Source organism: Streptomyces sp. col6, from assembly GCF_008042035.1.
In the GTDB taxonomy this organism is placed as follows: Bacteria; Actinomycetota; Actinomycetes; order Streptomycetales; family Streptomycetaceae; genus Streptomyces.
Genome location: NZ_RDBL01000025.1, coordinates 12,942 through 37,590, shown reverse-complemented (window position 1 = coordinate 37,590; position 24,649 = coordinate 12,942). Strand labels below are relative to the sequence as shown.

Here is a 24,649-nt window from a genome sequence, read left to right as displayed (position 1 = left end):
CCGTGGGGCGCGCTCCGCCGGGGTCTCCCGTACCGCGTTCATACGTTCCTCCTCGTCGTGGTCCAAGCCGGCTGTCCCTGCCCCGCAGGAAACCCGGTACCCGCAATCGGCCGGACCACTGGTGGGCGGTGCGTGGTGTCACCCGTCCGCACGACCCGGTGGGCGTGCCCGCCGGGGCGGTGCCATGTTTCGGACGGGGCCTCCCGGCAACCCGGGTGGTGACCCCGGACCGGGCCCGAGGGCCGAGGACGAGCACGAGGAGGACAACGTCATGCCGGCAGGATCGAGCCCCAAGCGCGAGCGTCAGTACGAGCACGTGAAGGAGAGCGCGGAGAAGCGCGGCACGTCCGAGAAGCGTGCCAAGGAGATCGCCGCGCGCACCGTGAACAAGGAGCGCGCACGCTCCGGCGAGTCGAGGACGGCGAGCAGGACGTCCACGCGCGACCCCAAGTCGTCCTCCCAGCGGGGCGGCGAGCGCTCGCACAAGGGCGCGCAGGGCCGCACGAAGGACCAGCTGTACGAAGAGGCGAAGAAGAAGAACATCGAGGGCCGCTCCACGATGAACAAGGAGCAGCTCCTGAAGGCCGTCAGCCGCTGAACGAACGGGGCGTGGCCGAAGCCTTTGTGTGCGGGCCGTAGGGCCGGCACACAAAGGCTTCGGCACGAGGGAGGGACACCGCACATGGACGACGGACACGTGGACGAGAACCAGGAAGCTCACAAGGGGCGGCACGAGACGACCAAGGAGAGAGCGGACCGCCGTTGGACGGAACTTCTCCAGGAACTACGGGTGGCCCAGACGGGGGTGCAGATCCTCTTCGGCTTCCTGCTCGCGGTGGTCTTCCAGCCGCGCTTCGCCACGCTGGCGGACTCGGACAAGGGGATCTACGTCGTGACCGTGCTTCTGGGCTCGGCCACGGCGGCGGCGCTGATCGGCCCGGTTTGCCATCACCGGCTGCTGACCGGACGCAATATGAAGCCGGAGACGGTGGTGTGGGCGTCACGGCTCACCCTGCTCGGGCTCGTACTGCTGTTCTGCACGATGTGTTCGGCGCTGCTGCTGATCATGCGCGTGGCGCTGCACAACACGCTCGCCCTGTGGCTGGTGGGCGGGATGGCCCTCTGGTCCTTCATCTGCTGGTTCGTGTTCCCCGCCTTGGCGGTGGCCCGCTCCAACGGACGCGACGGCTCCGGCGGCGGGGAGTAGACCTCCCGCGGAGGTGTGCCTCCGGCCCGCGGGCCGGAGGCACACCTCCGCGTACGGGCGTCACATGGCGCGCAGCGCGGGCAGGAGCTTCTCCTGCGCCCAGTCGATGAACGGCCTCTGGTGGCCGCCGCCGATCTGTACGAGGGCGACCTCGGTGAACCCGGCGTCGACGAACGGACGCACCGCTTCGACGAACTGGCCGACGTCGTCGCCGCAGGGCACCGCCTCGGCGATGTCGTCGGGGCGGACGTACTGGGTGGCCTGGTCGAAGGCGGACGGGCCGGGCAGCTCCGAGTTGACCTTCCAGCCGCCGACCGACCAGCGGAACTGGTCGTGGGCCCGCTTCACGGCCGCGTCGCGGTCGCTGTCGTAGCAGACGGGCAGCTGGCCGACGCTCGGCTTTCCGCCGCCGCCGTGCCGTTCGAAGCCGGTCAGCAGCTCCTCCTTGGGCTCGGTGGCGATCACCAGATCCGCCAGCCGGCCGGCGATCTCGCAGGACCGGTCGCCCGAGACGGCGACGCCGAGGGGAACGGCCACATCGGGCACGTCCCACAGCTTCGCGTTGTCCACGTCGAAGTGCGTGCCGTGGTGGGTGACGTAGCCGCCGGCCAGGAGCGCCTTGATGATCTCCACCGCCTCTTCGAGCTTCTCCAGCCGCACCCGGGCGTCCGGCCAGCCCCCGCCCACCACGTGCTCGTTCAGGCTCTCGCCGGATCCGAGACCGAGCCGGAATCGTCCTTCCGAGAGCAGTTGCAGCGTCGCCGCCTTCTGCGCGACGACGGCCGGGTGGTAGCGGGTGGTCGGGCAGGTCACGTACGTCATCAGCGGGATGCGGGTCGTGGCCTGCGCGGCGGCGCCCAGCACGCTCCAGGCGTACGGGGCGTGCCCCTGGGACTCCAGCCAGGGGAAGTAGTGGTCGGAGGTCACGGAGAAGTCGAAGCCGGCCTGCTCGGCCGCCACCACGTCCTCGACGAGGGCCCGCGGTGCCGACTGCTCGGTCATCATCGTGTATCCGAATTGCACCATATGGGATGGGTTACCGATCCCTGGCGGTCGAAACGTGCGGCTCCCGGATCATGTTTCCACCGTGCCGTGCGCGGAACCCGCTGGATGACGCCGCACATCCGCGTACCCCGAGAGCGAGGAACGACCATGCCCGTCGCGACCTACTGCCTGGTTGCCATCGACTGCCCTGATCCCGCGGCACTCGCCGCCTTCTACCAGGGGGTGCTGGGCGGGGAGGTGACGCACGACAGCGACCGCTGGTACGAGCTCCTGGTCCCCGGCGGGGCCCGCCTCGCCTTCCAGCTGGCCCCCGGGGATCAGCCGCCGGAGTGGCCGCGTGACGACCGGAACTCCCAGCAGGAGCACCTCGACTTCAAGGTGCGGGACATGGAGGCGGCCCAGCGCGAGGTGCTCGCTCTGGGGGCCACCCCGCTCGACCTCGATGACGACGGCGGCAAGCGCGACTTCCGCGTGTTCGCGGACCCGGCCGGGCACCCGTTCTGCCTCTGCTACGGCGGCTAGGGGCACACGGCCCTACGGGCTCATACGGGCGATGACGCCCGTGTCCAGGTGGGCCAGGAGGGCGGCCGGGGAGTCGTGGATCTCGACGGCGCCGGCCGCCTCCAGGTCCGCGCGGGGGATGCCGCCCGACAGGAGGCCCACGGCGGGGACCGATGCCCTGGTCGCCGCCTTCATGTCCCAGACGGAGTCCCCGATGTACACGGTCTCCTCGCTGGTGGCGCCGGCGATCTCCCTCGCGTGCCGGATCGGGTCCGGGGCGGGCTTCCCCTCGTCCACGTCGTCCGAACTCGCCGTCCCCGAGATGACGTCGTCCGCGTCCAGCGCGCCCCGCAGGGCCTCCAGCTCCGGCCCGGACGCGGAGGTGGCCAGGACGATCGTCCAGCCCCGGCCCGCCAGGGCGCGCAGCAGGTCCGCCGCCCCGTCCAGCGGGGGCAGGCGCTCGAAGTACGTGGCGTACAGGGCGGAGTGCGCGGCGCTGATCCCCGCGTCCTGGTCCCGGTCGCGGCCGGGCCCCAGCAGGTGGTCGATCAGGTCGTCGGAGCCGAGGCCGATGGCGCGGTGGATCGCGGGCGTCGCCACCGTGTGCCCGGCCTGGTGGAACGCCTGCCACCACGCGGTGACGTGCAGGTAGTTGGTGTCGACGAGGGTGCCGTCCACGTCGAACAGTGCGGCGCGGGTCATGGGGGTCCTTTCGTGCCGGCGTGGCCCGCCGGTGTCACAGGTCGATCTCTTCGGCGGCGCACACCAAGGCGCCCATGTTGCGTTCCGTCATCCGCAGGGCGGCGTCGGCCAGATCCTCATGGATGTGGGCCACTCCGTCGCGGGGGATGGTCAGGTCCATGTGGCGGATGTGCGCGTCGAGCGCGGAGTAGAGGATGCACTGCTCGGTCACCTGGCCGGTCAGGACGAGATGGCCGACGCCCAGCTGGTGGAGCAGGTACGGCAGGGGCGTCTCGTAGAAGACCGAGTGCCTGGCCTTGACGACGAAGAGTGAGTTGTCATCGGGGCGCAGCGGTTCGACCAGGTCGGGGCGGGCGCCCGCCAGGGCCGCCTCGACGATCTCGCCGTGGTGCGAGCGCCAGTCGCCGAAGTTGTCGTTGGCGTAGATCACGAGGCAGCCGCTGTCCCGGGCCGCCCTCAGCATGCGAGCGATGACGGGTACGGCCCGTTCGGCGGAGGGAAGCAGCCGGTCCGCGTCCGCGTGATCGTACGGGTTGATCATGTCGATGACGATCAGCGCCTTGCGGGACATGGTTGCCATGGTGGCATCGCGCGGACGGCGCGGCGAGCCGTCGTCGTCCGCGAGCCCGGACGGCGCCCATCAGGGCCGCAGCAGCGTCTTGACCATGCCGTCGGCCTTCCGCTGGAAGGTCTCGTACGCCTTCGGGGCGTCCTCCAGGGACAGGCGGTGCGTGGCGAAGCCGTCCACGCCCAGCGGGTCGTCGTCGACGAGCAGCGGCAGGATGTCGGGCACCCAGTGCTTGACGTTCGCCTGGCCCATCCGGAGCTGGATCTGCTTGTCGAACAGGGTGAGCAGGGGCAGTGGGTCGGCGGCGCCGCCGTAGACGCCGGAGATGGAGATGGTGCCGCCCCGTCGCACCACGTCGATGGCGGTCAGGAGGGCGCCGAGACGGTCGATGCCCGCGCGTTCCATGAGTTTGCGGGCCGCCGCGTCCGGCAGCAGGCCGGTAGCCCACTGGCCCGCCTTTCCGATCGGTGCGCCGGTCGTGTGGGCCTCCATGCCGACGGCGTCGATGACCGCGTCGGTGCCCCGGCCGCCGGTGAGGTCCCGGATCGCGGCCGGAAGGTCCTTGCCGTAGTGGCCCAGGTCGAGGGTCTGGACGCCGCGCGCGGCCGAGCGGGCGAGGCGTTCGGGGACCAAGTCCACTCCGATGACCAGGCCGGCGCCGCGGTGCAGGGCGATCCGGGCCGCCATGTCTCCGATCGGCCCGAGGCCGAGGACGGTGACGCTGCCGCCGGGCGGGATCGCGGCGTACTCGACGGCCTGCCAGGCGGTGGGCAGCACGTCCGACAGATAGACGAAGCGGTCGTCCGCCGGGCCGTCCGGGACCTTGATGGGCAGGGTGTTGCCGAAGGGGACCCTCATCAGCTCGGCCTGTCCGCCGGGCACCTGCCCGTAGAGCTTGGTGTAGCCGTAGAGCGAGGCCCCGGTGCCGTACTCCTTCACCTGGGTGGTCTCGCACTGGGAGTGGAGGCCCTTGGCGCACATGAAACAGGTGCCGCAGGAGACGTTGAACGGGACGACGACCCGGTCTCCGCGTGACACCGCGGTCACCTCGGGGCCGGTCACCTCGACAACGCCCATCGCCTCGTGGCCCAGGATGTCGCCGGCGTCGAGGAACGGGCCCAGTACCTCGTACAGGTGGAGGTCCGATCCGCAGATGCCCGTCGAGGTGACCCGGATGACGATGTCGGTCGGGTCCTGGATGACCGGATCCGGCACGGTCTCCACGCGGACGTCGCGCTTTCCCTGCCAGGTGAGTGCACGCATGGGTGTTCTCCTCACTGTCTGTGTGACGGCTGCGCCGCCGGGTCAGTGGCGGTCCGTGCGCTGCGCCGCCCTCGCCTCCGCCTGGGCGATCCGTCCGGCGGTCTCGCGCCGGCGCCCCTCCGCCTTCAGGTGCTCGTCGCCCAGCGCGGCGCCGTCCGACTTGAGCTTTGCTCCCTTCGCCCTCATGGCCAGGGCGCGGGCGATCTCGGCATGCCGTCCCATGTCTCCTCGGTTCCTCCCGGGTCGTTCCGCGGGCGTGCCCGCACAGCGGTTCCGAGCGACGGGTTCCCACGGAACGCGACCTCAACCGGAATGTACGATTCGATCTGGGGTGGCCGCCGCGCGACAAGACATCACGGCCCGTCCCGCATGTCCCCCGGCGCTACGGGTACCCGCCTGGCCAGGCTCCCGGCGTACGCGGGAGCAGGCGCTGCCGGTTGGGACCACAGCCGCAGCGCCGCCCAGCGGATTCCGAGTCGCGCACCGGTCCCGGTGCGCCCAGGATCGACGGCGGGGCCGCCGACGGGCCCCCGGCAGCGAAGGACATCCCGTCATGACTGAGTCCGCACCCGGCCAGGACCCCACCGGCCGCTTCCCGCGGCCGGACTTCCCGCAGCAGAGTCAGGAGCACCCCGGCTGGACCGGGCCCATGGACCCGCCGCCCGACCACGGCGAGGACTCCTACCGGGGCCACGGGCTCCTCACGGACCTCAAGGCCGTCATCACCGGGGGCGACTCCGGGATCGGCCGGGCCGTCGCACTGGCCTTCGCCCGCGAGGGCGCCGATGTGCTGATCACGCACCTCGAAGCCGAGGAGGACGAGGCGCGGGAGACGGCCCGGCTGGTCGAGGGGGCGGGCCGGCAGGCGCTGACGGAGGCGTGCGACATCCGGGACGAGAAGCAGTGCCGGGCCCTGATCGGCAGCGCGGTGCAGGAGTTCGGGCGCATCGACGTCCTCGTCAACAACGCCGCGTACCAGATGGCCCAGCCCGACGGGATCGCCGCGATCTCCACGGAGCAGTTCGACCGGGTGATGCGGACGAACCTGTACGGGATGTTCTGGCTGTGCAAGATGGCCCTGCCGCACATCCCGGCAGGCGGGTCGATCATCAACACCACGTCGGTGCAGGCGTACAAGCCGAGTCCGCACCTGCTGGACTACGCCATGACCAAGGGCGCGATCGTCACCTTCACCCACGGCCTCGCGCAGATGCTGGCCTCCGACGGAATCCGCGTCAACGCCGTGGCCCCGGGGCCGGTGTGGACGCCGCTGATCCCGGCGACGCTGCCCGACACGAAGGAGTTCGGGAAGCAGAGCCCGCTCGGGCGGCCCGCGCAGCCCGCCGAGATGGCCCCGGCGTATGTGTTCCTGGCGTCCGACAACGCGAGTTTCATCACCGGGGAAATCGTGAACGCGACCGGCGGCACCCCGCTTCCGTAGCCCTGTGGGGCGTTCGGTGGGCGGATTGGTGGAGCGGACCACGGGAAGGCGGCAGGTATGCCGAAGAATCACGAGGAAGCACTCGATCCGCTGCCGGTCGTCATCGACCTCGCGGACCTCGGGGTATCCGGCTACCGGGCGGCGGACTGGCTGCGCGAACACCACCACCTGGACACGCATCTGATGGACCACCGGCGCATCAGCGCCCAGCTCACCCACGCCGACGACGCCGAGACGACGAAGCGGCTCACGACGGCGCTGCGCGACCTCGCCCGGCAGGCGCCCTCACTGCCCCGGGGGCCCGGGGTGGCGGTCCCCGCGCCGGCGGAGCTGAGGATGGAACAGGCGAGGCTGCCGCGCGACGCCTACTTCCACGGGACCGAGGACGTCCCGGCGGAGGAGGCCGTCGGCCGCGTCGCCGCCGAGATGATCACGCCCTATCCCCCGGGCATCCCCGTGGTGCTGCCCGGCGAACGGCTCACGCAACCGGTGCTGCGCTACCTCCTGACCGGTCTCGACGCGGGAATGAACCTGCCCGACCCCGCGGACCCGCGGCTGCGCACCGTACGGGTCTGCGCGGACGGCTGAGCACCCGGTGCACGAAGGCCCGGGGCCGTCGGTCCGTATCAGCCGCGCGTCCTGGTGACGCACTCGGCTACCGCGTCGCGGAGGCTGCCGGTACGGGCGAGCGCGTCGCGCTGGATACGTGCCCCGGTGCCCCGCTTCAGCACCTGGTCGATCCCCTCCTCGGCCGCCGCGAGGTCCCCGCTGTCCTCCAGCGCGTCACGCACATGGGCGAGCAGGGCGCGGAGCACGTCCGGCCCGGAGGCGGGACGCATGGTCGCGGGATGCAGCAGCTCCCCTTCCAGCCCCGAGCGGCCGGCCTGCCAGCCGGCCATGCGCAGCACCCCGACCCCGTACGGCTCCGGCGGGTCGCCCGCCCGCCAGGCACGGGCCGCCGTCTCGACCAGGCCGCGCGCCAGGGTGGCGAGCAGTGCCGCGTCGGCGGGTTCCAGGCACACGTCAGCGACCCTGATCTCGACCGTGGGGTAGCGATGCGAGAGCCGGGCGTCGAAGTAGATCATCCCCTTGTCGCGCAGAACACCCGTGTCGACGAGCGCCTGGACCTCGTCGTGGTAGCGGCGCGCGGAGCCGAAGATCTCCACGGGTCCGGACGAGGGCCAGCGCCCCCAGACCCGGCTGCGGTAGCTGCCGTACGTGGTGTCCTGCCCCTGCCAGAACGGCGAGTTGGCGCTGAGCGCGAGCAGGACCGCGAGCCACGGGCGGATGCGGTCCAGGACCGCGACGCCCTCCTCGTCCGATTCCACGGAGACGTGCACGTGGCATCCGCAGGTCAGCTGCTCCTGCGCGGTCAGCCCGAACTTGTCGGCCAGCCAGCGATACCGTTCGCCCTCGCCGATCGTCGGGCTCACGGGCAGCGGGGAGGTGGCGAGCGCAACGACCGCTCCCCCGGCCTCGGCGGCGCTGCGGGCGGCCTCCGCCCGCCAGCGCAGGATCTCGTCGGCGAGTTCCCGCATGTCCGCGCGCGGCTCGGTGGCGAACTCCACCTGCTGGCGGTGCAGCTCCGACTCGAAGACCGAGTCGCCCTCGGCGCGGCGGTCCGCCAGGGCCAGAACGGCCGTCGACAGCGCCCGGGGGTCGCCGCTCTGCTCGTCGACGAGCAGCAGCTCCTCCTCGACACCCACAGTCCGCACCATCATGTCCTCCATGCTCGACCGGCCGGGGGCGGAGCCCGCCCGCGCCGGAGCGCCTGCGGAGCGGCCCTGCAAGGCTCCCCCACTTCGCCGTATGCCACCTCCCGGCTCCGGCACCCCTGACCGGCCGGTGTTTCTCCGTACGCGCCCCGCTCAGCCCGGTCCGGGACGGCCTCGCCCGGCGACGACGGCCATGTGACCGGCCGCGATCTCCGCGCTCGCGGCCTCCAGCAGCGAGAACGGCGGCGCGCCACCGGTCCGGAGCAGCGTCAGCGCCCCCAGCACCGTCGTGCCGTCCGGTGCGGTCAGAGGGACGGACAGCAGCGCGGTGACATCGGCCCCGGCCATCAGCGGGGTGCCCTCCTCGTCCGTGCCGAGCCCGTCCAGATCGTCGGTCAGCTGCTCCACCACCGTCGCGCCGTTGGTCATGACGTCCACGGCCACCGGGCAGTCGAGCGGGGCCTGCCGGAGGAACGCCTTCTCCAGGCCGGCGTCGTCCGGCGCCGCCGGCCCGTGCACCGCCGACCGGACCGGGCCCGCCGGGCCCACGAGGTCCAGCAGCGCCCAGTCCGCGAGCCCTTCGCGCAAGAGGCCCGTGGCGGCCCCGAGAGCCGCGGAAGGAAGCTTTCCGCTCAGGAGCGCGCGGTCGACGCGGTCCAGGAGACCGGTCAGCTCGGCCTGCCGGACGACCGCCGCAGGGCCGGTGCCGCCCTCGATGTGTCCGGCGGGCCGGGGAACGGCCGTCGGCGTGAAGGTCAGTAGCACGTCCCGCCGCCGCTCCCCCGGCACTTCGACGCCGGTGAGCGTGGCGTACAGCGGGCCTTCCGGCGCCCGCTGGAGGCGGAGCGGAAGGCTTCGGTCTCCCTCGCCCCGGGCCACGGCCGCCGCGTGGGCGCGCAGAGCCGCCCGGTCGGCGGGGCGCAGCAGCGCGGCGAGCGGGCGGCCCGCCGCGTACCCCGGGGGCAGTCCGGTCAGTTCGGCGGCGGCCGTGTTGAAGCGGCGCACCACGGTCTGCTCGTCGGCCAGGATGACGGGCCACGGCAGGTGATCGAAGATGGCCTTGAACGGATACGACGTCCCGGTCCCCGGCGGCGGCGCCTCCTCCGCGTGGCGTAGGGCCTCGCCCGCGTGCTCCAGCTCCGCGAGGGCCGCGTCGAGCAGGACCGGGTATTCGCAAGGAGGATGGGCACGGGCCGCGCGCAGTTCCCGCAGGCGGGCGACGAGGGCCTCGACACCGCTCTCGCGTTCCGGTGGCCGGCTCATACAACGAAGCTAACCGATCGCTCGGGCGTGGACGCTGAGCGGCGCGGGTGGTCCCGTGGCGCCGAGGGAGGCCGAGGCCGATGGACACGAGGTCCGATGCCGGGGCCGTGGCGCCGTGGCTCGTCGGGCTCGGCGGGCGGGCGCTGCGCTGCTCGGCCGGGTGCCGGGGTGCGACGGTGGTGCTGCGGTTCCCCGGCGGGGAGAGCCACAGTGCCGTGACCCATCCGGACCTGGCCGCGCTGGCGGCTCCGCAGGAGGAGGCCGGCGAGGGGCCGGGTGCCGAAGCCGCCCGCTCCGGTCTGCCGGTGCGCGCGGCCGACCTCGTCGCGGATGCGCGGTGGCCGGAATTCCGGGTGGCGGCGCTGGAGCGTGGCCTGCGCGCCTGTACGGCCGTGCCGGCCACGGCGTGGGGCGTGATGGCGACGGTGACGCTGTACGCGTTCCGGCCGTGGCGGCCGCCTGCGGAGACCCTGGACGTGGTCCGGGTGCTGGCCGAGGAGGCGGTCGGCGGGCTGCTGCGCGAGCGCGTCCGGGCGGACGCCGAGGCGGAGGCGGAGCAGTTGCGGACGGCGATGGCATCGCGGGCGGTGATCGACCAGGCCATCGGGATCGTGACGCACCTGCTGGACTGCGACGCGGGCCAGGCCTTCGACGTGCTGCGCACGCTGTCGCAGCGCTCGAACCGCAAGCTGAGCGCCGTCGCGGCGGGGATCGTCGAGGGCAGGGGCCGGGGCAGCACGCGGGAACTGCGACGGGTGCTGGGTGACGTGCGGGAGGGCCCCTAGGGCGCGCCCCAGTCGGTGAGGAAGCGGGCGCCGAGGCGGTCCTCCAGGAAGCCCGTGGTGTCGATTCCGAAGACGACGTCCGCCTCCATGCCGGGTTCGTCGTCGAGCAGCCCGCGTACGACGTCGTGGCGCACCACCTGTTCGTGGACGGCGTCGGCCTCCACGTGTTCGGTGTAGAAGAACTCCGCGGCGGGACCGGCCCCGGCCCGTTTCATCGCGAGGGCCAGGCGGCGCGACGCGGGCGACGAGGTGATCTCCACGGCGGCGAAGTGGCCGACCAGGGCACCCCGCAGCCGCCGGTGCAGCCCGAACAGGGACATGAGGTTGACGAGGGCGAGCATCTCGGCATGGCCCTCGTCCAGGTAGTGGCCGTACGCCGTCTCCAGGCCCAGATCCGCCATGAGGTCGGCGAACAGCCGGGCGTGGACGCGTTCGGCCCGGCCGGCGCCGAACTCGTCGTACTCGATGGCTGCCATGCCCGCCTTGGCGCGCCCGCCGAGCCGGGGCAAGACCCAGGCGTGCGGGTCGGCCTCCTTCAGGTGGTACAGCGAGCGCTGAGCGGCGTAGGCCCGCAGCCGGTCCCGGGTGGCGTGCTCCTGGAGGAAGTGCGAGACGCCCGTGACTTCGACCGGTTCGAGAAGCAGTTCGTCCAGCGTGTCGTCGAGAGCGGGTCCGGGCGGGACGTCCTGCCGCAGGGCCGACTCGAAGCGGCGTTCCAGGGCGGCCCTGACGGCCAGCAGCGCGGGGTCCCATTCCAGGGCCGGGTCCACGCCGTCGAAGCCCCGGTAGTGGAGTTCGTAGCAGAGGTACAGGGCGAGCTGGAGGTCGTCCCCGTAGGGGTCCGCCGTGTCCACCCGTGCGGGGTCCGGCAGGGGGCCGCTCCCCCGCAGATGGTCGATGACCCCTGCCGAAAGCTCACCGCGGGCCCGGGGAAGCGCGGGTCCGCCCGTCCGACCGGCCATGGTGTCACTCCTCGTACGTTGCTGCCTGGGCGTCCCGGTCCGGTACCCCTCGGTCGGTACGTCAACGATGACGCGCCTCCTCCCACCATGTGGTCCCGCCGCCGATGCCGCTACACCGGCGGCGGGACGGGGGCGTGCGGTTGCGGGGGCACCGGCGCGGCAGCAGGCTGCCGGAGGCGGGACGGGACACATGAATGACCGCCTCGGTGGGGGGAACCCAGAGGCTGCGACCCGGAAGAGACGTCACCGGGCGTGTTCCCCGCAGGACGGAAGGACGGCTGAAGATGAGCGACAACGGCGACAGGCGCAAGGTGCTGGCGATCGTCACGAACTACGGCGTGGAGCAGGACGAACTGGTCGTGCCGCTCGGCCATCTGCGCGAGCGGGGCGTCCAGGTCGATGTCGCCGCGCTGAAGAAGGACGACATCCGGACGCTCGTCGGCGACAAGGACCCGGGCAGGACCGTGCGCCCCGACCTCACGCTGGAGGACGTGGATCCGGCCGGTTACGACCTGCTGCTCGTCCCGGGCGGCACGTTGAACGCGGACACGCTGCGGCTCCAGGGCCCGGCCTGCGACATCGTGCGTTCGTTCACCTCGTCCGGGCGCCCGGTCGCGGCGATCTGCCACGGCCCGTGGATGCTGGTGGAGACCGGCAAGGTGTCCGGCAAGCGGCTCACCTCGTACGCCTCCTTGCAGACGGACATCCGCAACGCGGGCGGTGACTGGGTGGATGAGCCGGTCGTCACGGACGAGTCGGGCGGGTGGAAGCTCATCACCTCGCGCGACCCCGGCGACCTGGCCCCCTTCCTCAAGGAGATCGACGCCGCGCTCGCCGGCTGACACCGCGGACCGGGGGAGCCGCCCGGCGCACCGGCCGGGCGGCTCCCGCATGTCCGCTCACACGGGTTCGGGTGCGAAGGGCAGGAACTCGTCGGCGCCCGGCTGCACGACCCCGTAGCTGCTCTCCGGCACTTCCTTCCACACGCCGGGCAGCCCGCCCAGGGGCTCCGACACGACGAGGCGGGTGCTGTCGGAGACACCGCGCAGGAAGTCCAGGTCCGGGTGGAGCGCCCGCACGGTGTCGGCCTTGCTGCTGTAGTACAGCGAGCGGGAGGTACCGACACTCGAATAGCGGAACGACCAGAGGCGTTCGCCGTCGGACACCGCGACGGTCATCTGGAGCGGGTACTCCACCCCCGCGTCGTGCCCGACGCGTTCGATCAGACCCGTCATCCGGGCCACCGCTCCCGGTACGTCCTGGTCGAGCCCGAAGGTCAGCGCCAGGTAGAACATCACCTCGGAGTCCGTCGAGCCCTCCAGGGCGGAGAACAGGGCCGGGTCGAGCGCCAGCGAGAGTTCGCGGCGCAGCCGGTGGAAGTCCGCGATGGCCCCGTTGTGCATCCACATCCAGCGGCCGTGCCGGAAGGGATGGCAGTTGGTCTCCTGGATGGCAGTCCCCGTGGACGCCCGCACATGGGCGAAGAACAGGGGCGATCTGATGTGGCTCGCGATCTCCCGCAGATTGCGGTTGTTCCAGGCGGGCCCGGTGTCACGGATGATCGCGGGCGTCTCCGTCTCCTGCCCGTACCAGCCGACACCGAAGCCGTCCCCGTTGGTCGTCTCGACCCCCATGTGGGAGTGCAGGCTCTGGTCGATGAGCGAGTGCTCCGGCTTGTACAGGAGATCGCTGAGCACGACACTCGTGCCGGAGTAGGCCAGCCATCTGCACATGAGCGGCGTCCCTTCCCGGGCGGGCAGGGGCCGGGTCGGACGTGCCGGAGGTGCTTTCTCCGGACCTCGGTCCCTGGGCGGCCGGTCGTCGTTACGTCCACGCTACCGACTCCGCGTGCCGGTCGCCCGGCCGCGCCCCTACGCGGCCGGGGCGGACCTGCGCCGGAAGGTCTCGGCCAGCGCCGTGTTCACCACGACGACGGCCCCCATCACCGCACCGGCAGCGGGATGCCCGACCCCGTACAGCGCGAAGGCGCCACCGCCCAGCACCAGTGCCTTCACCGCCAGCACGCCGGCGAGCGGCGGCCGGAACCGGGCGCGCGGTGCGGCGAACCGCGCCCACAGCACGACGGCCGCGGCGAGAAGGGCGCAGCCGAGCAGGAGTCGCACCGCCAGGTGGTCCGCAAGCGAGAACCCCCACCAGAAGAGGCAGGCCAGCGCCACCAGTTCCACGAGGAACGCGAGCAGTTCGTTCGCCGCCCACCAGGGGCGCCCGGCCACCGACGGGAGCACCGGTTCGTCAGCAGGTCTGTCGTGCACCACTCCCCCTTGTCGTTCACGTGTGCGCAAGCGTACTCAGGCTTCCGGGGCGGCCGTGCCGGAGACGGCGGGCGCGGGAGGGGGCTGCGTCCCGGCGGGGCGCAGCCCCCGCACGACGAGGCCCGGGAGGACGCGGACCGGCCGCGCACCTAGAGTGACAAATGGGGTGTTTCCACCGCGCCCGGCAGGGCAGTCGCCGGATGCGAAGGACGGCCGCCGGGCGGACAGGTCTCACCCGGCGGCGGCCCGGCATTCATGACGCCTCCGACGGAAGGACGAATCATGCCGACAGAGGCACGTGGCGACGACGTCTACCAACCGCAGAGCGACGGCCAGGACCCGCCGAACGACGACCTCGACATGGAGAACGCGCTCGGCGAGCGGGGCCTCGACGACCAGATGGAAGAGGGCTATTCGCCGCCCGAGCGTCCCCTCGCCGTGGACAAGTACGGGACCACCGGCGAGGAGGAACGCCGCGGTGAATCCCTCGACCAGCGCCTGGCCCAGGAGGTCGAGGACGTCGAGCCGCCCGAGGGCGACGGCATCGGGGACCTGGACGACGGCGACGGCGAGCCGCTGGAACCGGAGGACGAGATCCGCTCGGGCCGGCTGAGCGCGGTGGACGAGGTGCCCGGACGGCGTACGGACGTCTACGCCGACGACGTGGGCATCGACGGCGGAGCTGCCTCGGCCGAGGAGGCCGCCGTGCACACCACGGACGACGAAGAGGACCAGGGCCGGGAGGGCTGACCACACAGCGGCGGGCCGGCTCCCGGCGCTTGCCCGCACGGGCAGGCCCGGCCGCACGCGGGCCCGGTGCGGAATCGGGCGCCGACGACGCTACGGGCGCGTGCGCCGCCCCCGGCGCGGGCGCATCGTGCAAGAGAAACCCCGGCGAAGGAGCGCCGCATGCCTAGCCTCGACTGGAAGACGCCCGTGGCGGGTGCGCCCTGCTGGGTGAGCCTGACGGCCCGCGACCTGCGGATCGCGCAGCCCTTCTACGAACGGGTCATGGGCTGGGAGTTCCACGACAGCACGCTCGGTGACGGCTTCGTCCTCGCCCGCGCCCACGGCAGGGCGGTCGCCGGCCTCGGCTGGTGCCAGGGCATCGACGGCCCTCCTCCGGCCTGGATCCCCTATTTCGCCGTGCCGGACGCGGATGCGACGGCCGACCGGATCAGGGAGCGCGGTGCCACGCTCGCCGTGGGTCCGCTGCCGCTGGGCGGGGGCCGCGCGGCGATAGCGGCCGACCGCGAGGGAGCCGCCTTCGGCTTCTGGGAGGGCCCGGCCCCCGTCTGGTCCGACGGCCCGCGCGCACCGGCGCGCGTGGACCTCCAGTCGCGCCACGCCTTCGAGGCGGCCATCTTCTACGCGGAGGTCTTCGGCTGGACCCGACCGCACAGCCGGTGCACCGTCGACTACACGGAGGACCGGGTTCTGGTGCGAGCGGGCGGACACACCGTGGTGACGCTGCGCGGCGGAGGGGTGGAGAACGATCCGGACCCCCGGGTCCGGGCGCGCTGGATCGTCGACTTCCTGGTGGCCGACAGCCGGCGGACCGCCGACGCCGCCGTGGACGCGGGCGGCGAGGCGACGCCCGTGGACGGGCTGCCGGAGACCGCGTTCGTGATCTGCGATCCGGAGGGCGCGCTGTTCACCGTCTCCGACCGCTGATCGGACCGCGGTTCAGAGCCGTACGCGTGTTTGAGGCGAGCCGGGACGGGCATGGGCCAGGCGTGCTTCGGACAAGAGGCGCGACCGTGGGAGCTCTGCTCCGGGTGGCGCCTGTCCGGCTCGGCCTCCCGCGGTGGTACCGACAGGCGACGCCGAGGGAGTGAACACCATGGCCGGTGCCCGACAGACAGCGCCCGGACGACGCCAGGACCTGCCGCCGAAAGCGGCGGCCTTCGCACGGCTCCGGGCCCTTCCCGAGGGCCCGGAGCGGGACGAGCTGCGCCGCGCGACGGTCTGCGCGTGGCTCCCCATGGCCCACCGCCTGGCCTCGCGCTTCCGTGACCGGGGGGAGCCCCTGGACGATCTGCGCCAGGTGGCCGCCATCGGTCTCGTCAAGGCGGTGGACCGCTACGACCCGGCGCGCGGCAAGGCCTTCGAGACGTACGCGATACCCACCGTGGTCGGCGAGCTCAAGCGGCATTTCCGCGACCACACCTGGGACGTCCATGTGCCCCGCCGGGTGCAGGATCTGCGCAACCAGGTGCGGGTGGCCCGTCGCGACCTGGCCCAGACGCTGGGCGGACGGCTGCCGGCCGAGGCGGAGATCGCGGCGGCGACGGGGCTCTGCGTCGAGGACGTCCGGGCCGGTCTGGAGGCCCTGGACAGCTACCGCACGCTGTCGCTGGACGCCGAGCTGCCGAGGGCCGTCGGCGACGGTTCCTGCCTCGCCGACACCCTCGGGCTGTGCGACCACGCGCTGGACGTGGCCGTCGACCGCGAGGCCGTCAAGCCGGGGCTGCGCAGCCTGCCGGAACGTGAGCGCACCATTCTCTATCTGCGGTTCTTCCGCGACATGACGCAGGGCCGGATCGCCGAGACGCTCGGCCTCTCGCAGATGCACGTCTCCCGGCTGATCGCCCAGTGCTGCGAGCAGGTGCGCAGGCAGGCGCTCCAGGAGGTCGGCGGCCCGGCGTAGCGTCTCGTGGCCGGTGCGTCACGGCACCGACGGTCAGACCCCGCGGACCGTCTCCTGGGGCCGGACGGCCGGGACGAGTTCCGCGTACACGAGCGAGATCGCGTCGGTCACCTCGTCCCACGAGAAGCGTGCCAGCGCGTGCTCCCGGCCGGCGGCTCCGTAGCGGGAACGCCGGACGGGGTCGTCGAGCAGGCCGCGGATCGTCGCGGCGAGGTCGTACCCCTCGTCGTCGGCCGGCGGCACGAGCGTGCCGGTCACACCATCGACGACGGTGTCCAGCTGCCCGCCGACGGCCGTGGCCACCACCGGAATGCCGCAGGCCATCGCCTCGGCCGCGACGACGGCGGACGGCTCGTGGCGGGGCAGGGAGAGGAGCAGATCCGCGGTGGACATGAGGTGGGGCATCAGGCTCCGCGGTACGCGGCCGAGCAGCCGGAATCGTTCGGCCACTCCGTGTTCGGAGGCGGCCTTGCGCAGCCGCTCGGCCTCCGGGTCCGTGTACAGGACCGGGGCCGCCGGTCCCCCGGCGACGAGCAGCTCCGCGTCGGGGACGCCCGCGAGGGCCGCCAGAGCGCGGTCGAGCCCCTCGCGGCGGTCGAGCCTGCCGACGGCGAGCAGGCGGTACGGGGCGCCCGGCGGGCGCTCGGCGAGGGGCACCGGGGCGAAGTGGACGGTGTCGACGCCACAGGGGACGACGCTGATCCTGGCGCGGGGGACGCCCATGGCGGTCAGCTCGTTCAGCTCGTCCGCGCAGGTCGCGACGGAGCGGTGGGCCTCACGGCCGATCCGGGTCTCGATGTCGACGCGCTCGGGCGGGTCGGTGTCCGCGCCTCCCCGGTGGCGCTTCTCCACCGTTCCGAGGCCGTGGTAGGTCTGGACGACGGGTACTGCGGCGTCCCTGGCCCCGGTGAGGGCGGCCACGCCGGACATCCAGGAGTGCGCGTGCACGACATCGGGGCGGTTGAGCCTCCAGAGCCGGGCCAGATACGCACCGAACTCCGCCATCCACGCCAGCAGTTCGTCCCTCGGTACGGGGACGGGCGGGCCGGCCGGCACGTGGACGATCTTCACGCCCGACTCGTTCCGCACCAGTGTCGGCCGGTCGGGCCGGTCGCGTCGGGTGTAGACCGTGACGTCGTGTCCCCGGCGTGCCAGGCATCCGGCCAGCTGGGCCACGTATCCGTGCGGTCCGCCCGCGTCGGGACCGCCCGGCCCGGCGAGCGGGCCGGGGTGGGCGGACACCAGGGCTATCCGTGCGAACCGCGGCATGGGATCCGTCATCGCGTGACCTCCTTCATGAGGCGGTCGCCGGTCCGCACGGCCTGCCGGTCGTCGTTGTCCGCCGTCGGCGGAGCGGAGGGCCGGGGCCGGCTCGGCGGCGACTCGTCTCTCCCCCGTCGATCCTGCCCGAGTGGGCCGCCCGCGCATCTCCGGAACTTCCGTTGGAATGAACCGGGACCCCACCGCCGGGACGGGCGGCCGGGCATCGCCCCGGCGGCCGGTGCCTCAGTTCGCCTGGCCGATCGGCCGGACCACCAGGGTGTTGACGTCCACGCCGCGCGGCTGGGAGATCGCCCAGACCAGCGTGTCCGCCAGCTGCCCGGCGGAGATCATCGGACCGGCCGCCGCCGCGCCGCCGGGGCGCTCGTCCCAGAAGGGTGTGAGCACCCGTCCGGGCGCGATCAGCGTCGTGCCGACGCCGTACCCGGTCGTCAGCATGCGGACGTTCTCCGCCAGCCCGGTCACCGCGAACTTCGTCATCGAGTACAGGTTGCCGGGCGTGTTCTTGAACCCCGCCACGCTGCCGACGAGCACGATGCGGCCCTGCGACTCCTTGAGTGCCGGGAGTGCCGCCCGCACCAGCAGAGCCGGGCCCAGCACGTTCGTCAGCACCATGCCCCGCCACTTCTCCGGGTCGCCGGTCTCGACATGCGCGTCGGCCGAGTACCCGGCGTTGGCGATGGCGTGGTCGAGCCGGCCGAATCCGCGCACGGTCTCCTCGACCGCCGCCGAGACGTGCTCCCAGTCCGCCGCGTCCCCCTCGAAGGTGAGCAACCGCTCCCCCGCCCCGGCCTCGTCCGCCGCCTCCTTGAGCGCGGCGAGCTTCTTCGCGCTGCGCCCGGTCGCGGCGACCCGGTGGCCGAGCGCGAGCAGCCGGTGCACGCTTTCCGCCCCGATGCCGCTCGAACCGCCGGTGATGAAGGTGACGGGTGATGCGGCGCCCGCCGTGCCGTCCGTCGACGCGGTGTCGTTGCTCATGATCTCCCCGTGCTCCGGTGCGGCGCCGCGCGAGCCGCGGCGCCGTCGCTGTCCCGTCCGACGCTAGATCGTCGGGGCCGAGGCGTCCATGGATCATGGTGCCCCGTCATCTGTCAGCCTGTCGTGCATGACGGAAGCCAACTACGTTGTCCCGCCCGCGGGCTGGCAGCCACTGCTCGCCTCGGCGCTCGCCGACTACGCGGCCCGGGACGGACGCGTCCACGCGATGCGCGTCCACGGTTCGGCGGCGGGCTCCGGGGAGGCGATGGACCAGTGGTCGGATCTCGATGTCCGCCTCACGGCCGACGAGCCGGTCGCGGTGGCCGAGGATCTGGTCCGGGAGATCGCCGGGCGGCACGCGCCGGTGTACGCCGCCGGGCGCGACGGCGACGCCGGCCGGTACACCGTGCGGCTGGTCCTGACCGACCTGCGGCGCCTGGACCTCACGGTGGTCACCGAGTCGCTGGACGCCCCGGGACCGGCGGACACCTCACCGCCCGCCGACGTACCGGGCGTGCTCGCCTCCCTGCTGAACGACTTCCGGTTCGACGCGGTGCTGGCGGCCTGCAAGGCGGCCCGCGGGGACGTCCTGATCGGCGCCCACCTGACGCTCGGGCTGGCCCGTCATGTCCTGGTCGCGGCAATGGTCCTGCGCGACGAGGAACGGGGCACCACCCATCACCGGTACGGCGGCAGCCGCTACGACACCTGGCCGGCCCGGCTGTCGGCCGCCCCGGCGCCGTACGATCCGGCGGGGATCCTCTCCGCGATCCGCTTCCACACGCTCGCGCTGCACGAACTCCTCGCCGGACACGGCGTATCCGGACCGGCCGACGACGACCCACTGCGGGCGCTCCTGGACGCCGTGGACAAGGCCGTCGCGCCGGGCACTTGACCTGAGCGCGGCCTGCCCCTCGCCCCGGCGGCGTTGTCAGTCCCCTCGGATATCGTCGGCCGTATGGATCAGACCGCGTTGATCGCCGAGCTCGAACTCGCCACGAAGCAGAAGGAGTCGACGTCCGGGATCGTGCGGCGGCTGGCCGAGCCGGGTGCCGCCGCCGCGCCCGGTCTCATCGCCGCGCTGGGCACCGTGAGCCGGCCCGCGCTGTGGGGACTGCGGGACGCCCTGCGCCTGATAGGCCCCGCCGCGTTGGACGCGGCGGTGGCAGCCCGCGCCCGCGCCGCCAAGGTCCCCGAATGGTGGGAACTGGGCCATGTGCTGCGCGGGTTCGACGAGCGGTGCATACCCGGGTACACGGCAGCACTGTCCCACCCCATGAAGGAGATCCGGCAACAGGCGCTGTGGGGCCTGCAGAATCTCGGCGAGGCCGCCGCCGGCACCGTGCCCGAGGTCATCCCGTTCCTGAACGACGCGGACAGCTACACCCGGTACCAGGCGGAGAACACGGTCAGGGCCATCGGCGCGGAAGCCGCTCCCCTGCTGCGCGCGATCCGCCGGGACGGCCCTTCCTCTCTGCGACGACACGCGCTCACCGCACTGGCGCTCATCGGCGGGGCGGACTCGATGGACGAGCGGGACCGCCGCGCCCTGGAACGGCTCATCCGCGTCAAGGCGGCCCAGGACACCCCGGATCCGCTGCCGGACCACTGGTGGCTCGCCGTCCCGGGCGCCACGTACGAGGGCCTCTTCGAGGCGATGGGGCTCCACGACCGCATCCCCTGCACCCTCTCGATGGGACTCTCCGCGATGGGGTCGGACGCCACGGAGATCACGGACCCCGACGGCACCCGCCACACGGCCTACCGCGTGTTCGTCACCCCGGAGCTGGACGGGTGGCGGCTGATCTACGCGGACACCCCGCTCAGGCAGATGACCTGGAGCCCCACCGACCTCATCAACCGCCTCAGCGCCGCCTGCGGCCAGGCGCAGTTCTTCTACCAGGACGACCACAGCGACTCGATGGTCTGGGCGGTCGCCGTCGACGGCGTCCCGCGTCGCAGGTACTGGCGTTACTCGGACCCCGAGTGGGAGGGCGAGCCCATGGAGTGGGAGACGCCGCTCAGCGCCGATCCCGACTACGACCCCGAGGAGGAGGAGGACGACGACCCCAACGCCACCACGGAGACCGACACCACCGGCGCGGCCTCGTACCTCTCCGTCGACCCGACCGCCGTCGGCTCCCGCACCGCACTCCGTGGTCACGGCTGGCTGGCGATCACCCGGCCGGACACCGGCCATGGGGCGTTTCGCGGGGCGCTGCGCATCTGAAGGTTGACGGAGCCCCCGGGCGGCGGCAGGATGAGCGACTGCGTGGCCTACGCCCAACCTCCGACGACCGTCCCCAGCACGGTCTTCCACCGGAGGCAAAGGGACCGGTGTCTCAGGCCGTCCGTGCAGCCCGACCGCCTCGGGCGAAGCCGCTGGGGAGCCGTCGCTCAGGGCGTGGAAGGCAGCGATGACAGCCCACAGGAACTTCAAGAACCAGGTACGCGCCCGCGCCGCCAGGACCGGTGAGTCCTATACCGCCGCCCTGCGGAACATCCGCTCGGCCCGGCCGGGGGACGCCGCACCGGAAGAGGCGCGGCACATCGGGACCGTGCGGCTCGCCGTGGCGCAGACGCACCTGCGCACCGACCCCCGGGACGCCACGGCGCTGAGCGGGAGCGGTCGCGAGGTCCGGGCCCTGATGCGCGAGGCCGCCCGGCAGGGGGCCAGGATCGTGCACTTCCCGGAGGGGGCGCTGTGCTTCCCCGGCAAGCTGGTCATGTCCGCCGACGGCCCCGACGAGGTCGGCCCGGCGGACTGGGACCGGTGCCGGTGGGAGGTGCTCCGGTCGGAGCTGAGGGCGGTCGCCGATCTGGCCCGCGAATTGCGGCTGTGGACGGTGATCGCGTCGGCGCACCGTCTGACCGGCTCGAACCGCCCGCACAACAGCCTCTACGTCGTCTCCGACCGGGGCCAGGTCGTCACGCGGTACGACGAGCGGCTGCTGTCCAGGACGAAGGGGTCGTACATGTACGCGCCGGGCAGCTCGCCGGTCACCTTCGAGGTGGACGGCACGCGGTTCGGGTGCCTGCTCGGCATGGAGATCCACTATCCCGAGCTGTTCGCCGAGTACGAGAGGCTGGATGCCGACTGCGTCCTGTTCTCCACGAGCGGCACGCTGGGCAACACCTCCGCCCAGGCTCAGGGCCACGCGGCGGTCAACGGCTACTGGGTCGGCCTGGCGGTACCCGCCGGGCAGGGTGCCGCGTCGCCGTCGGGCATCGTCGCTCCGGACGGCGACTGGCTCGCACGGTGCGCGGCGGGCGACTCGCCGGCCGTCGCGGTCGCGGACCTCGACGACGGCTCCGAGGCCGCCGCCGAGGCGGTGGCGTACGCACGTCCGTGGCGGCGAGCGGTGCGCGCGGGCCTGTACGACGGGCACCGGGTGACCGATCCGCGCAGCGAGGACCGGACGGCGGCCTTCTGACGGCTCAGGGGTACGCGTCCGTGACGAGGGCCTGATCCGTCGTCGCGGGGCGCATGCCCGCCCCCATGGCCGTCCGGGTGCCGGCGGGCTGCCGGGTGCCCACGACGGCACCGGATGACGGACAATCGCTGTGGGGGCGGGTATGTGTCCGCCGAACGCGAAGGCCGCCATGTGCGATCCACCAGCAGCCGCCACACCGACGCGGGTCTTCCTCATGGACGACCACGAGGTCGTCCGCCGGGGCCTGCGCGACCTGATCGACGACGAGCGCGACATGGAGGTCGTCGGGGAGGCGGCGACGGCCGAGCAGGCGCTGGCCAGGGGCCCCGCCCTGCGGCCGGACGTGGCGGTGCTCGACGTACGGCTGCCCGACGGCGACGGGATCACCGTGTGCCGGGAGCTGCGGTCCGCGATGCCGGACCTGGCGTGTCTGATGCTGACCTCGTTCGACGACGAGGACGCCCTGATCGACGCGATCATGGCGGGCGCGGCCGGGTACGTACTCAAACAGATCAACGGGTCCGATCTGGTGTCGGCGATCCGGACGGTCGCCACGGGGCAGTCGATGCTGGATCCGGCGACGACGGCCCGGCTGATGCGTTCGCTGCGCAGCCCCGAGGCGCCGAAATCGCCGGAGGACGAGCGTCTTTCGGGGCTCTCCGAGCGGGAACTCGCCGTCCTGGAGCTCATCGGTGAGGGACTCACCAACCGGCAGATCGCCGAGCGGCTGTATCTGTCGGAGAAGACGGTCAAGAACCACATCTCACGGCTCCTGGGCAAGCTGGGCGTCGAGCGCCGGGTCCAGGCCGCGGTCATCGCGGCGCAGGTCCACGAGCACGACGCCGAGGGTACGTAGCCGAGGAGACGCGGCCGTCACCCGTCCGCGGTGCCCAGCGGAACCCACCACGTGACCAGCGTTCCCGATTCCGGCGCGGGCCGGGTCCGGGCGTCCAGTCCGCCGCCGAGCCGCTCGGCGCGTTCGGTGAGGTTCCGCAGCCCGCTGCGCGCGCCGTTCTCCCCCATGCCGACGCCGTCGTCGCTGACCGTCACGGTCAGGACGTCGTCCCGCACCACGACCGCTACCTCCACCCCGCACGCCCGTGCGTGGCGGGCGACATTGGTGAGCGCCTCGCCGACCACGGCGATCACCTCATCGGCCGTCCCGGTCGGCACATCCGTGTCCAGCAGGCCCTCCATGCGCAGCGCCGGGGCGAAGCCGAGCGTCGGGGCGGCTGCGTCGACCGCCTTCGCGATGCGGCTTCTGAGCTGCGGGGCGGCACCGGGTGCCGTGTGTTCGCGGAGGCCGAAGATGGTCGAGCGGATGATCTTGATCGTGGTGTCCAGGTCGTCGATGGCTCGGGCCACGCGGTCCATGGCCACCGGATGCTCGACGAAGCGGCGCGCGCTCTGGAGGGTCATTCCGGTCGCGAAGAGGCGCTGGATCGCCAGGTCGTGCAGGTCGCGGGCGATGCGGTCGCGGTCCTCCAGGAGGCTCACCTGTTCGGCGTCCCGGCGCCGGTCGGCCAGTTCGAGCGCGAGGGCCGCGTGGTCGGTGAACAGGGGCAACGCGGTGGTCTCCGTACGGGTGAAGGGCGGTCGTCCTCTTCGGCGCGCGAAGATCAGCACGCCGCTCAGCCGGTCCTTCGTGGCGACCGTGGCGACCAGTGCCGGACCGGAACCCTGCCACCGCGCCAGCTGTTCCGTGAACCGCCGATCGGCGCCGATGTCCGCGATCGTGAGGAGCCCGCCGGCGGCGAGCGTCGCTTCGGCCACGGCCCCGTCGAGGCCGGGTTCCACGGCTCCCCGGTGCTCGCCGGCGTCCTCCCCGGCGGCGATCGACCCGCGCGGCGAGCCGCCGGGCCCCACCAGGTAGCAGACGCCCAGGTCGGCGTCCGCGATGTGCACGGCCCGGTCGAGCATCCCTTCGAGGGCCTCCTTCTCCTCCGCCCCGGAGAGCAGAGCGCTGGTGAAGTCGGTGCCGACGGCCAGCCAGAGCTGTCGAAGACGCCCCTCCTCGTAGAGGCGGGCGTTCTCGATGGCGATGCCCGCCGCCACCGCCAGCGTCGTCACGACGGCCTCGTCCTCGGCGTCGAAGCTTCGTCCGCCTCGCTTCTCGGTGAGGTAGAGGTTGCCGAAGACCTCGTCCCTGACCCTGATGGGAACGCCCAGGAAGGTGTGCATCGGCGGGTGGTGGGGCGGGAAGCCGTACGAGGCGGGGTGGTCGGCCAGTTCGTCCAGCCGCAGCGGCACGGGGTGCCGGATCAGCTCGCCCAGAATGCCGTGGCCGGAAGGCAGCGCACCGATCCGTTCGTGCAGCTCCGCGTCGATGCCGGTGGTGAGGAACCGGGAGAGCCTCCGGTCGTCGCCGATGACACCCAGCGCCCCGTACTCGGCGTCGACGAGCGTGACGGCGGACTCCACGATGGCTCGCAGTACCTGGGGCAGGTCGAGGTCCTGGCCGACGGACATGACGGCCTTGAGGAGTTCGCCGAGCTTGTCCTGGGTGCCGCGGGCCCGGTCGAGGCGCGCCTGCAGTTCGTCGAGCAGTTCGTCGAGTCCGAGGCGTGCCCGCCGCTCCTCCGCGCCTGCGGTGTTGTCCCGGCCCATCCAAGCCTCCGGTC

Annotated in this window: 26 protein-coding genes and 1 pseudogene; 14 read left to right on the top strand and 13 right to left on the bottom strand. The window is 72.7% G+C overall.

Translation table 11 applies throughout. The features are described from left to right. Positions 1 to 271: 271 nt before the first annotated feature. Positions 272 to 598: a plasmid stabilization protein gene (locus EAO73_RS26745; RefSeq protein WP_147974146.1), complete on the top strand. Its 327-nt coding sequence runs from the start codon at positions 272 to 274 to the stop codon at positions 596 to 598. 84 nt (positions 599 to 682) lie between these two features. Then, a complete protein-coding gene (locus EAO73_RS26740) occupies positions 683 to 1,207 on the top strand; it encodes a DUF6328 family protein (protein ID WP_147974145.1) in 525 nt (174 codons plus the stop codon). Between the two features lie 60 nt (positions 1,208 to 1,267). Here EAO73_RS26740 and EAO73_RS26735 read toward each other — a convergent pair whose 3' ends face one another. Continuing rightward, complete coding sequence (locus tag EAO73_RS26735; RefSeq protein ID WP_147974144.1) at positions 1,268 to 2,233, bottom strand: LLM class F420-dependent oxidoreductase; 966 nt, start codon at positions 2,231 to 2,233, stop codon at positions 1,268 to 1,270. Positions 2,234 to 2,359: 126 nt separating this feature from the next. Here EAO73_RS26735 and EAO73_RS26730 point away from each other — a divergent pair, with 126 nt between their 5' ends. Next, positions 2,360 to 2,734 carry a VOC family protein gene (locus EAO73_RS26730; RefSeq protein ID WP_147974143.1) on the top strand — a complete coding sequence of 125 codons (375 nt, stop codon included), beginning with the start codon at positions 2,360 to 2,362 and terminating at the stop codon, positions 2,732 to 2,734. A gap of 12 nt (positions 2,735 to 2,746) precedes the next feature. Here EAO73_RS26730 and EAO73_RS26725 read toward each other — a convergent pair whose 3' ends face one another. The 4 genes from EAO73_RS26725 to EAO73_RS26710 form a co-directional block, all read right to left on the bottom strand. After that, a complete protein-coding gene (locus EAO73_RS26725) occupies positions 2,747 to 3,415 on the bottom strand; it encodes an HAD family hydrolase (RefSeq protein WP_147974142.1) in 669 nt (222 codons plus the stop codon). Positions 3,416 to 3,449: 34 nt separating this feature from the next. Continuing rightward, positions 3,450 to 3,986, bottom strand: a complete 537-nt coding sequence (locus EAO73_RS26720) for an isochorismatase family cysteine hydrolase (RefSeq protein WP_191134235.1) — start codon at positions 3,984 to 3,986, stop codon at positions 3,450 to 3,452. Positions 3,987 to 4,055: 69 nt separating this feature from the next. Continuing rightward, positions 4,056 to 5,246: an alcohol dehydrogenase catalytic domain-containing protein gene (locus tag EAO73_RS26715; RefSeq protein ID WP_147974140.1), complete on the bottom strand. Its 1,191-nt coding sequence runs from the start codon at positions 5,244 to 5,246 to the stop codon at positions 4,056 to 4,058. A gap of 42 nt (positions 5,247 to 5,288) precedes the next feature. Then, positions 5,289 to 5,468: a hypothetical protein gene (locus EAO73_RS26710; protein ID WP_147974139.1), complete on the bottom strand. Its 180-nt coding sequence runs from the start codon at positions 5,466 to 5,468 to the stop codon at positions 5,289 to 5,291. Positions 5,469 to 5,799: 331 nt separating this feature from the next. On the opposite strand from EAO73_RS26710, the gene EAO73_RS26705 reads away from it, so the two are divergent. Both EAO73_RS26705 and EAO73_RS37240 read left to right on the top strand, forming a co-directional pair. After that, entirely contained in the window at positions 5,800 to 6,687 is an 888-nt protein-coding gene (locus EAO73_RS26705) for an SDR family oxidoreductase (RefSeq protein ID WP_147974138.1), read from the top strand. 84 nt (positions 6,688 to 6,771) lie between these two features. Continuing rightward, positions 6,772 to 7,275 (top strand): annotated as a pseudogene (locus tag EAO73_RS37240) (ornithine decarboxylase); the annotation flags it as partial. 38 nt (positions 7,276 to 7,313) lie between these two features. Here EAO73_RS37240 and EAO73_RS26695 read toward each other — a convergent pair. Together EAO73_RS26695 and EAO73_RS26690 are read right to left on the bottom strand one after the other, a co-directional pair. Then, on the bottom strand, positions 7,314 to 8,405 hold the full coding sequence (locus EAO73_RS26695) for a glutamate--cysteine ligase (RefSeq protein ID WP_191134234.1): 1,092 nt from the start codon (positions 8,403 to 8,405) through the stop codon (positions 7,314 to 7,316). A 150-nt stretch (positions 8,406 to 8,555) separates the two neighbouring features. Continuing rightward, positions 8,556 to 9,665, bottom strand: coding sequence for a PAS domain-containing protein (locus EAO73_RS26690; RefSeq protein WP_147974136.1), 1,110 nt, complete (start codon positions 9,663 to 9,665; stop codon positions 8,556 to 8,558). Between the two features lie 80 nt (positions 9,666 to 9,745). On the opposite strand from EAO73_RS26690, the gene EAO73_RS26685 reads away from it, so the two are divergent. Next, positions 9,746 to 10,450: a GAF and ANTAR domain-containing protein gene (locus tag EAO73_RS26685; protein ID WP_147974135.1), complete on the top strand. Its 705-nt coding sequence runs from the start codon at positions 9,746 to 9,748 to the stop codon at positions 10,448 to 10,450. Here the strand turns inward: EAO73_RS26685 and EAO73_RS26680 are convergent. Beyond that, a complete protein-coding gene (locus tag EAO73_RS26680) occupies positions 10,447 to 11,412 on the bottom strand; it encodes an iron-containing redox enzyme family protein (protein WP_147974134.1) in 966 nt (321 codons plus the stop codon). The genes EAO73_RS26685 and EAO73_RS26680 overlap by 4 nt on opposite strands. A 284-nt stretch (positions 11,413 to 11,696) precedes the next feature. On the opposite strand from EAO73_RS26680, the gene EAO73_RS26675 reads away from it, so the two are divergent. Beyond that, positions 11,697 to 12,254, top strand: coding sequence for a DJ-1/PfpI/YhbO family deglycase/protease (locus EAO73_RS26675; protein ID WP_147974133.1), 558 nt, complete (start codon positions 11,697 to 11,699; stop codon positions 12,252 to 12,254). 57 nt (positions 12,255 to 12,311) lie between these two features. Here the strand turns inward: EAO73_RS26675 and EAO73_RS26670 are convergent, their stop codons facing one another. After that, a complete protein-coding gene (locus EAO73_RS26670; RefSeq protein WP_147974132.1) occupies positions 12,312 to 13,145 on the bottom strand; it encodes a class II glutamine amidotransferase in 834 nt (277 codons plus the stop codon). A 138-nt stretch (positions 13,146 to 13,283) separates the two neighbouring features. Continuing rightward, complete coding sequence (locus tag EAO73_RS26665) at positions 13,284 to 13,646, bottom strand: YrdB family protein (RefSeq protein WP_147974173.1); 363 nt, start codon at positions 13,644 to 13,646, stop codon at positions 13,284 to 13,286. Positions 13,647 to 13,967: 321 nt separating this feature from the next. Between EAO73_RS26665 and EAO73_RS26660 the strand changes: the two genes are divergently transcribed. The 3 genes from EAO73_RS26660 (at position 13,968) to EAO73_RS26650 (ending at position 16,335) form a co-directional block, all read left to right on the top strand. Further along, entirely contained in the window at positions 13,968 to 14,435 is a 468-nt protein-coding gene (locus tag EAO73_RS26660) for a DUF5709 domain-containing protein (RefSeq protein ID WP_147974131.1), read from the top strand. A 159-nt stretch (positions 14,436 to 14,594) separates the two neighbouring features. Then, positions 14,595 to 15,359: a VOC family protein gene (locus EAO73_RS26655; protein WP_147974130.1), complete on the top strand. Its 765-nt coding sequence runs from the start codon at positions 14,595 to 14,597 to the stop codon at positions 15,357 to 15,359. Positions 15,360 to 15,528: 169 nt separating this feature from the next. Then, complete coding sequence (locus EAO73_RS26650; protein WP_147974129.1) at positions 15,529 to 16,335, top strand: SigB/SigF/SigG family RNA polymerase sigma factor; 807 nt, start codon at positions 15,529 to 15,531, stop codon at positions 16,333 to 16,335. A 33-nt stretch (positions 16,336 to 16,368) separates the two neighbouring features. Here EAO73_RS26650 and EAO73_RS26645 read toward each other — a convergent pair whose 3' ends face one another. Together EAO73_RS26645 and EAO73_RS26640 are read right to left on the bottom strand one after the other, a co-directional pair. Further along, on the bottom strand, positions 16,369 to 17,616 hold the full coding sequence (locus tag EAO73_RS26645) for a glycosyltransferase (protein ID WP_147974128.1): 1,248 nt from the start codon (positions 17,614 to 17,616) through the stop codon (positions 16,369 to 16,371). A 225-nt stretch (positions 17,617 to 17,841) separates the two neighbouring features. Continuing rightward, on the bottom strand, positions 17,842 to 18,594 hold the full coding sequence (locus EAO73_RS26640; RefSeq protein ID WP_147974127.1) for an SDR family oxidoreductase: 753 nt from the start codon (positions 18,592 to 18,594) through the stop codon (positions 17,842 to 17,844). A 127-nt stretch (positions 18,595 to 18,721) separates the two neighbouring features. Here EAO73_RS26640 and EAO73_RS26635 point away from each other — a divergent pair, with 127 nt between their 5' ends. The 4 genes from EAO73_RS26635 to EAO73_RS26620 all read left to right on the top strand — a co-directional run bounded on the left by EAO73_RS26635 (position 18,722) and on the right by EAO73_RS26620 (position 22,884). Further along, complete coding sequence (locus EAO73_RS26635; RefSeq protein WP_147974126.1) at positions 18,722 to 19,489, top strand: hypothetical protein; 768 nt, start codon at positions 18,722 to 18,724, stop codon at positions 19,487 to 19,489. Positions 19,490 to 19,552: 63 nt separating this feature from the next. Continuing rightward, positions 19,553 to 20,824 carry a HEAT repeat domain-containing protein gene (locus EAO73_RS26630; RefSeq protein ID WP_147974125.1) on the top strand — a complete coding sequence of 424 codons (1,272 nt, stop codon included), beginning with the start codon at positions 19,553 to 19,555 and terminating at the stop codon, positions 20,822 to 20,824. A 187-nt stretch (positions 20,825 to 21,011) separates the two neighbouring features. Beyond that, positions 21,012 to 22,028: a carbon-nitrogen hydrolase family protein gene (locus tag EAO73_RS26625; protein WP_147974124.1), complete on the top strand. Its 1,017-nt coding sequence runs from the start codon at positions 21,012 to 21,014 to the stop codon at positions 22,026 to 22,028. A 169-nt stretch (positions 22,029 to 22,197) separates the two neighbouring features. Next, complete coding sequence (locus EAO73_RS26620) at positions 22,198 to 22,884, top strand: response regulator (RefSeq protein ID WP_147974123.1); 687 nt, start codon at positions 22,198 to 22,200, stop codon at positions 22,882 to 22,884. Positions 22,885 to 22,901: 17 nt separating this feature from the next. Here EAO73_RS26620 and EAO73_RS26615 read toward each other — a convergent pair whose 3' ends face one another. Then, positions 22,902 to 24,635, bottom strand: coding sequence for a GAF domain-containing sensor histidine kinase (locus tag EAO73_RS26615; protein ID WP_147974122.1), 1,734 nt, complete (start codon positions 24,633 to 24,635; stop codon positions 22,902 to 22,904). Positions 24,636 to 24,649 lie beyond the last annotated feature (14 nt).